At 63.0% G+C, this 8,192-nt stretch carries 9 protein-coding genes; 2 read left to right on the plus strand and 7 right to left on the minus strand.

The annotated features are described in order from the left end of the window. A partial coding sequence (locus ACOVQ0_RS05155) for a nuclear transport factor 2 family protein (RefSeq protein ID WP_421881021.1) occupies positions 1–251 on the minus strand: 251 nt, incomplete at its 3' end. Between the two features lie 68 nt (positions 252–319). On the opposite strand from ACOVQ0_RS05155, the gene ACOVQ0_RS05160 reads away from it, so the two are divergent. After that, positions 320–1,237, plus strand: coding sequence for an SDR family NAD(P)-dependent oxidoreductase (locus ACOVQ0_RS05160; RefSeq protein ID WP_421881024.1), 918 nt, complete (start codon positions 320–322; stop codon positions 1,235–1,237). A 204-nt stretch (positions 1,238–1,441) separates the two neighbouring features. Next, positions 1,442–2,305, plus strand: a complete 864-nt coding sequence (locus ACOVQ0_RS05165; protein WP_421881027.1) for a dienelactone hydrolase family protein — start codon at positions 1,442–1,444, stop codon at positions 2,303–2,305. Between the two features lie 6 nt (positions 2,306–2,311). On the opposite strand, the gene ACOVQ0_RS05170 is transcribed toward ACOVQ0_RS05165, so the two are convergent. From ACOVQ0_RS05170 to ACOVQ0_RS05195, 6 genes are all read right to left on the minus strand, one after another. Beyond that, positions 2,312–2,632 (minus strand): DMT family transporter, encoded by a 321-nt coding sequence (locus ACOVQ0_RS05170; RefSeq protein WP_421881030.1) that lies wholly within the window; start codon positions 2,630–2,632, stop codon positions 2,312–2,314. 238 nt (positions 2,633–2,870) lie between these two features. Then, positions 2,871–3,788, minus strand: coding sequence for an SDR family oxidoreductase (locus tag ACOVQ0_RS05175; protein ID WP_421881033.1), 918 nt, complete (start codon positions 3,786–3,788; stop codon positions 2,871–2,873). A gap of 118 nt (positions 3,789–3,906) precedes the next feature. Further along, positions 3,907–5,388 carry a carotenoid oxygenase family protein gene (locus tag ACOVQ0_RS05180; RefSeq protein WP_421881036.1) on the minus strand — a complete coding sequence of 494 codons (1,482 nt, stop codon included), beginning with the start codon at positions 5,386–5,388 and terminating at the stop codon, positions 3,907–3,909. 57 nt (positions 5,389–5,445) lie between these two features. Further along, the gene (locus ACOVQ0_RS05185; protein WP_421881039.1) at positions 5,446–6,237 is read right to left on the minus strand and encodes a CmcJ/NvfI family oxidoreductase; all 792 of its coding nucleotides are present in this window, start codon (positions 6,235–6,237) and stop codon (positions 5,446–5,448) included. 234 nt (positions 6,238–6,471) lie between these two features. Further along, positions 6,472–7,416, minus strand: coding sequence for a Gfo/Idh/MocA family oxidoreductase (locus tag ACOVQ0_RS05190; RefSeq protein WP_421881042.1), 945 nt, complete (start codon positions 7,414–7,416; stop codon positions 6,472–6,474). Positions 7,417–7,433: 17 nt separating this feature from the next. After that, positions 7,434–8,192 (minus strand): class III extradiol dioxygenase subunit beta (locus ACOVQ0_RS05195; protein ID WP_421881045.1); only part of this gene is annotated, 759 nt, incomplete at its 5' end.

Genomic DNA, 8,192 nt, shown 5'->3' on the forward strand with positions numbered 1-8,192 from the left:
CCGGTGAACAGGTTCTGGAACCACGTTCCGTAAAGCCGCATCACGCCTTCGTAACCGACGTATTCGCCCGAAAGGAAAACGACCGCGCCGTCCCTGGCGAACAGGCCAGCCACTTCTTCGGGCCGGTTATAGTCGATGTAATAACCATAGGCCCATTGCAGGCGGCGAATCGCGTTCAGGTCTTCAAGCTCGGTCACGCGGGCTTCCAGCGCGGCCAGACGGGATTCTGTAGAGGACTCTGGGCTGCTCATTTCGACTCTCCCAATTACTTTGTTTGTATGTAACACTAACAATTGTCAGAACGATTGCGAGAGGAAAAATGATGAGCTGGAAAGGACAGGTGGCCTTTGTCACCGGTGGCGTTACCGGAATCGGGCTGGGCGTGGCGCAGGCGCTGAGCGACGCCGGGCTGCGATTGGCGCTGAGCTATCGCAACGAGGATCACCGCGCACAGACCGCCGAATGGTTCGCCAGCAATGGCCGCGAAGCACCGCTGTTCATAAAGCTGGACGTGACCGACCGCGCGGCCTTTGCCGATGCGGCAGAGCAGGTCGAATCGCATTTCGGCGCGGTGCATGTGCTGGTGAACAACGCAGGCGTCAGCGTGTTCGGCCCGACCGACGAGGCCAGCTATGCCGATTACGACTGGATCATGGGCGTGAACTTCGGCGGTGTGGTCAATGGCGTGGTCAGCTTCCTGCCGAAGATCAAGGCGGCCAGCGGGCTGCGCCATGTGGTGAACGTGGCCTCGATGGCCGCGTTTCTGCCGGGGCCGCAAGCGGGCATTTACACCGCCAGCAAGTTCGCGGTGCGCGGGCTGACCGAGTCGCTGCGCTATAACCTTGCCCCGCACGACATCGGTTGTTCGCTGTGCTGCCCCGCGCTGACGCGCACGAATGCGTGGGATTCGGCATTGAAGCGGCCAGACGACTTTGCGCAAAGCGGCTTCGCCCCCGCCGACCGCAACGAGCTGGAACAGTTCGGCAGCGCTTTTGAAGCGGGCATGGACCCGTATGAAGTGGGCCAGAAGGTGTTTCGCGGCATGGCCCGCAACGATGGCCTGATCCTGACACACCCGGAATTTCAGGATGACTTCCGCGAGATCTATGAGAAGTCGGTGGTCGCTCTGCCACAGGAGGAAGCGCCGCCGGAGCGTTTGCACATCGAACGGCTGCGGCGCGAGGCTATGAAGGCAGCGGAAGCCGGGCAAGTGATAAGGCTGGATGACCTGACCTGATCAGACCATCGCCTTCACCAAAAAATGTTGCTCCCCCGCGCAGGCGGGGGCCTCGGTGGTGTTACGGAAAGACGGCGTAAACCGACTGAGGCCCCCGCCTTCGCGGGGGCGCAGTTGTGGGGCAGGTATTGCACCGCAAGGCGCTTGCAGCCATCCATCGCCCCGCTATCGTGCCGCGCGGACGGTTCAAGCGGAGAGTGCCCCATGTGCGACGAAATCACCGAACAGGAAAACGCCCTCTGGTTCAGCCGCCGTGCCTTTGCCAGCGTTGGTGCCGGTGCCGCCGCGCTTGCCGCCCTGCCCGGCTGCGCCACGGCTTCGACCAACGGCAAGACCGCAAACCGCACGGTGACCATCGACACACCCGATGGCAAGGCCGATGCGTTCTTCGTCTATCCCACCAAGGGCAAGCATGCTGCCGTCATCATGTGGCCCGATATCGCGGGTCTGCGCGATGCCTACGAGACGATGGGCACCACGCTTGCCGAAGCGGGCTATGCCGTGCTGGTGGTGAACCAGTACTATCGCTCCAGCCCCGCGCCGATCCTTTCCTCGCTGATGGAATGGCGCACGCCGCCGGGGCAGGAAAAGCTGAAACCCATGATCGCCGCAATCACGCCTGCAGGCACCGTGTCCGATGCCGGTGCCTTCGTGAAATGGCTCGATATGCAGGCCGAGGTCGACACCAGGAAAAAGATCGGTTCGTGCGGCTATTGCATGGGCGGGCCCTTCACCGTGCGCACCGCCTTTGCCAACCCGGACCGCGTGGGCGCGGCAGCCTCCTTCCACGGCGGTGGCCTTGTGGGAGATGCGCCGGAAAGCCCCAACAACCTGCTGGCCAGGACCAAGGCCGCCTACCTCATCGCTATCGCCAGGAACGACGATGAGCGCGCGGCGGACGACAAGGTGAAATTCCGCGCGGCAGCGGATGCGGCGGGTCGGCCTGCCGAGATCGAGGTCTATCCCGCGCAGCACGGCTGGTGCACGCTGGACGCGCCGGTTTACGACAAGGCACAGGCGGAGAAGGCCTGGGCGCGGATGCTGGCGCTGTATCAGGCCAACCTGTAATCGCGATCAGGCAGGCGCCGCCAGCTTCATCATCACCAGACCGCTGACGATCAGGACCGCTGCAAGCGCGCGCAGCGGTCCCAGCGGTTCACCAAGGAATGCCACGCCGACGATGAAGGCGCCAACGGCACCGATCCCGGTCCATATCGTATAGGCTGTGCCAAGTGGCAGTACGCGCATCGACCACGCCAGCAAGCCGAAGCTGAGCAGCATGGCAACCGCCATGATCAGCGTCGGCACGGGCCGAGTGAAGCCATAGGATGCCTTCATGGCGAAGGCCCAAACGATCTCGAAAAGTCCGGCAAGGAACAGAACCACCCACGCCATAGCAGCCTCCATTGTGCCGCCGGGCCGTCCCGGTCTTGACCAACCCTGACTTCGGGGCGGGAACGTGGTCTCCACGCAGCGTTATCTAGGGATGCGGGGGTGTGAAATCAATGATTGCGCCCCCTCAAAGCCCCCTCCTCTTCAGAGGAGGGGGTTGGGGGTGGTGGGTTTCAGGATGGGGCGGCGTTGGAACAGCACCCCCCCCCGACCCCCTCCTCTGAAGAGGAGGGGGAGATGGTCATGCCCCCCGCAGCATTTCTGCGTTTTCCTCGATCATCTGGCGGACCGAGCGCGCCTTCCGGCCGGTCAGGCGCTCCACATCATCGGTGCAGAGTTCCAGAAACCCCTCGCGGATGGCCTGCCCGAACGTGACCATATCATCGCTGTTCCACGGGATGCCGTTCACTTCGGAATCGTCCACCGGGCGGCGCGGGATGCCCATTGCGTCGAACATGGCATACTGGCCTTCGTCATCCAGCGGGACGTATTCCACCGGGCGGCCCGTGACTTCGGCGAGATCCGCGCAAACCTCTTCGAAGGTCTGAAGTTCGGGGCCAGTGATATTGTAGGTCCGGTTTTCGTGGCCCTCGCCAGTGAGCACGGCGACGGCGCTTTCGATGCAGTCATCGCGCCAGACCATCGCCTCGCGGCCTTGGCCTGCGTTGGAGAACCACTTGCCGCTTTGCATCACGCCCGGCCCGGCCATCAGGATCATCGCGTCGGCATAGTGGGCATCGCGCAGCATGGTCCACGCGCAGCCGCTGGCCTTCATCAGAGCTTCGGTTTCGATATGATCGTGCCGCACTTCGGCGGGGTTGGCGGGATCGTCAATGCCGATGAAGCTGGTATAGATGATGTGCTTCACGCCGCCTGCCGCCGCCGCATCGATCGCCGCCTTGTGCTGCACCACCCGCGCGCCAACGCGGGTGCCTGAGATCAGCAACATCCTGTCGGCGCCCTGCACGGCAGCAGCGAGCGTCTCGGGCTTGTCGAAATCGCCATAGCGCACGGTGCAGCCCTGTGCGGCGCGGTCTGCCAGCTTCTCAGGCTTGCGCGTGATCAGGATGAGGTCGGCGGCACGGCCTTGGGCGATCAGGCGGTCGGTCACGCCTCGGCCATAGTTGCCAGACGCCCCGGTAATGACAATCCTGCTCATCTCAGTTCATCCTGCTGAAAGTCCCTGCGCCCCCGCGAAGGCGGGGGCCTCAGTCGGTTTACGCAAGCGGTCTGTAACAACACCGAGGCCCCCGCCTTCGCGGGGGCGCAAACCTGTTCTAGGCAACTGCATCCAACTGCGCCTGCGGCACCCACCAGCCATGCACTTGCGGGCGCAGGCGTGCGGGGATGTGGACCTTGGCCACGGCCCCAGCACCGATGTTCCCGGCATCCACCACCCATGCTTCATGCACGAACTGGTTGTCGCCCACCTGTTGGTCCACGATGAACACCAGCCAGCCGTCTTTTGCCGGATCGGCGGCGGGCACATGGACCGGCTCGTTGAAACCGGCCATCGGCGGCAGGGCGAGCGCATTCGTCACTTGCGGCGCGGGCGTGTCCAGTCCGTCCAGCCGCAGCAGCATGTTGAAGCTGACGCCCACCGGCCCTGCGAACAGCGGCGGCCCCTGCAACTGCGGGTTCATCGACAGCATCCAGCCGGTCTTATAGGCGCGCCCCTGCATCTTCGCGGGGATTACTGGGAAATCACCCGGCGGCCCGATGATCGCTTCCACCACTTCGCCGCCCTCGCTGCGCGGATCGACCGTCCACCGCGTCAGTGCGCCCACCACGTCCTGCGGCCCCATGTGGATGCCCGAAGGTTCGCGGATGAAGGCGAAGGCGTTGGTATTGTTCAGGCAGGCATCGAAGTGGAGCATACCGCCGGCATCCTCCCATGCATTCATCATGTGATAGGAATGGCAGCCTTTCGGCCCCTTGAACCACTTGATCTCAGAAACATCGCCATAGCGCGGCATCACGCCCAGCCAGGATTCCAGTTCCGGCTCATGGTGCCAGTGTTCCCCGCCCGCCTTCAACCGGTCAAGGTCGGCCGTCGTTGGATAGATCGGGAACAGTGCGTAGTTCTGGCTGATGGTGAAATCATGCATCATCGCGCAATAGGGCGCGTCGAACCACTGTTCGCTTTTCAGCGTGCCGTCCGGTGCCACGATGCAATAGGCCACCTTGGCCGAGGCCTGCCCGTCTGCCTCATAGCCATAGAAGAACAGTTCCCCCGTTTCGGCATCGATCCGCACATGCGCGGTCATCGTTTCCGATTTCAGCGCGCCGCCGAAATCATAGGAGCCAAGCGTTTCCAGCGTCTTGGGATCGACGCGATAGGGGCGGCCATCTTCCTTGGCCATCAGCATCCGGCCCGCGTGCCAGACGGGCGTGGTGTTGGCGACGGTGCGGTCCACATCGGCCACGCTGGCGTCATCGGTAAACGGGTTGCGGTATTTGCCGAACAGGGCCTTTCCAGCGGCCTTTTCCGCCTTGTAGCGCGCGGTTTCAACGAACTTGAGCAGGAAGTCCGCCGTGCCATCGTCGTTGAAGGACAGGCGGCTGATCATGCCGTCGCCCGACAGGGTATGGTCGGTTGCGAACATCGGCGGGAACGCGGGATCGGGCACGGCACGATAGAAGCTGCCGCGCACTTCTGCTGGCAGATCACCCTCCACCTTCAGCCCGCGCAGGTCCACTTCCTGCCCGACCGGTGCATTGGCCCCGGTAAAATAGATCGTCTGCGGATACGCGCCCATCACCAAACCCTCACCATATCATTTGTTATGATATGTGTAGCGCATCCGCCGCCCAGATCAAGCCCACCAAAAGGCTGTCGCGCGCATTTCGATGCTGACGCGCGGCGGCGCGTCGGCGGGGCAATCGGGCATATCGAACGCGACGTGGGGCACATGATGGGCGCGCTGCGGATCGCTGTCGTTGGTCTTGAAAAGCACCGCTTCATCAATGCGCATATCGGGGAACCAGTGCCAGCGGTGTGCCGGGCTGTGCGCCACCACCAGCCCTTCGAACGACCATTCTGGCTTGCCCGGCTCATCGAACACCGCCGTCGCCTCGATCAGGTCGGCAGGGTTCAAGCTACGCGCATCGCAGAACGCCAGCGGCACATCCTGCGGCGGCGCGGATATGGCGCGCCACACGTTGTAGGCGGCGCAGCGCCGGAAAGGCCGCCCATTCGCCCCGCGCTCGGCAAAGGCCTTCGCCGTCGCGTCGGAAATATCGATGTGGGCAAAGCGCGCGGGCATCGAATTGTTGAGCGTTCCGGCCTTGCCGCTCCTTTCCGAAAAGCGCAGCAGCCCCGGCGCGCCGACATGGACGAAATCCGCCCCGGTCTGCGCCTGCACCAGTTCCTCGATTTCGGCCATGTGGAGGCGGGCCACCTGCTCGCGGTCGGCAAAGTCGGTCACGGCGCTTTTGTGCGCGATGATCTGAAATCCTTCGCGGTCAATCGTCGTGCCCGCCACCCGCGCATCGTGCATCGGCATGGCGACTGGGGCGATATCCACCTCATCCCTTTCATGCGCGTTGGCGTAATAGATCGGGCGGGCGAACTTGCGCCCCGAATAGGCGATCAGCGCTTCCATCATGCTCTCCTTGCCAGCCTGCTTGTTGCGCAGGTCCGTGCCATGTCCAAACTCCTCCCGCCTATGGGAGAGGGAAGAAACAACAGCTCCCCCGCAAAGGCGGGGGCCTCAGTCGGTTTACGCAAACCTTCCGTAACAACACCGAGGTCCCCGCCTTCGCGCGGACGCAGCAGGATGGGCATCAGCGCCACCCTCAACGAAAAAGGCCCGCCATCTCTGGCGGGCCTTGTCGGTCAATCAGCCCTTGGCCAGTTGCGTTTCCAGTTCGCCCAGCACGCGGTAGCAGTCGAACACCTTCTGCACCGAGCTGTTGGGGTCACGGCCTTCGCGGATCGCGGCGATGAATTCGCGGTCCTGCAATTCGATGCCGTTCATCGAAACGGCCACCTTCGACACGTCGATCGGCTCTTCCTTGCCGTTCACCAGATCGTCGTAGCGCGCGATATAGGTGTCGGTATCACCGATATAGCGGAAGAACGTGCCCAGCGGCCCGTTGTTGTTGAACGACAGCGACAGGGTGCAGATCGCGCCGCTCTCGCTCTTCAACTGGATCGACATGTCCATCGCAATGCCCAGTTCCGGGTGGATCGGACCTTCGATGGCGTTGGCCTTGACGATCTTGCCCGCCTGATAGGCAAACAGGTCAACCGTGTGGGCGGCGTGGTGCCACAGCAGGTGGTCGGTCCACGAACGCGCTTCGCCCTTGGCGTTGATGTTCTTGCGGCGGAAGAAGTAGGTCTGCACGTCCATCTGCTGGACGTTGAATTCGCCTGCCTTGATCCGGTTGTGAACGAACTGGTGGCTGGGGTTGAAGCGGCGGGTGTGGCCCACCATGCAAACCTTGCCGGTTTCTTCCTGCACCCGTAGCACTTCCTGCGCGTCGGCCCAGCTATCGGACAGGGGGATTTCCACCTGAACGTGCTTGCCCGCCTTCATGCAGGCGATGGCCTGCGCAGCGTGCATCTGCGTGGGGGTGCACAGGATCACCGCGTCAACATCGTCGCGCGCCAGTGCATCTTCCAGTTCGGTCGACGAATGCTTTGCGCCATATTTGGCGGCAACGGCAGCAGCCTGTTCACCAGTGCGGCTGATGATCGAGGTGATTTCGACGCCGTCGATGTTCTTCAGGCCGTCGAGATGCTTTTCACCGAAGGCGCCAGCCCCGGCCAATGCGATACGCATGGGATTGCTCCTGTTGGTCAGTCTGCGGGTTCGAGCACGATATGCCCGATCGCGGTGTTGCTGCACGGAATGTGGTAGTGGCGGTTCAGGCGCTTGACGTTCTTGCCCAGCGCGCCGCGCATGATCAGCCACATCACCATTTCGATGCCTTCGCTGCCGGTTTCGCGCAGATATTCGATGTGCTGGATATGGCGCACATCGTCATTGTCCGATTCCAGCAGGTCGAGGAACTTGTTGTCCCATTCGCGGTTCAGCAGGCCCGCGCGCGGTCCCTGAAGCTGGTGGCTCATACCGCCGGTGCCCCAGATCTGCACGTTCAGGTCTTCGGGAAAGCTTTCCACCGCGCGGGCAATCGCCTCGCCCAGCGCCCAGCAGCGGTTGCCCGATGGCACCGGATAGGTCACCACGTTGACCGCCAGCGGCACGACCTTGCACGGCCACTTTTCAGGCTGGCCGAACATCATCGACAGCGGCACGGTCAACCCGTGGTCCACGTCCATTTCGTTGATGATGGTCATGTCGAAATCGTCGAGGATCAGGCTCTGCGCAATGTGCCAGGCAAGGTCGGCATGGCCTTCCACGTCTGGCACCGGGCGCGGACCCCAGCCTTCGTCGGCGCTCTTGTAGTGTTCGCCGCAGCCGATTGCGAAGGTCGGGATGATGTTCGCGTCGAACGCCGATGCGTGGTCGTTATAGACCAGGATCACCACGTCGGGCTTTTCGCGGGCTTCCCATTCGCGGGTCCATTCGTACCCCTTGAAGATCGGGCCGAAATA

This window comes from Novosphingobium sp. (genome assembly GCF_049240505.1).
Taxonomy (GTDB): domain Bacteria; phylum Pseudomonadota; class Alphaproteobacteria; order Sphingomonadales; family Sphingomonadaceae; genus Novosphingobium.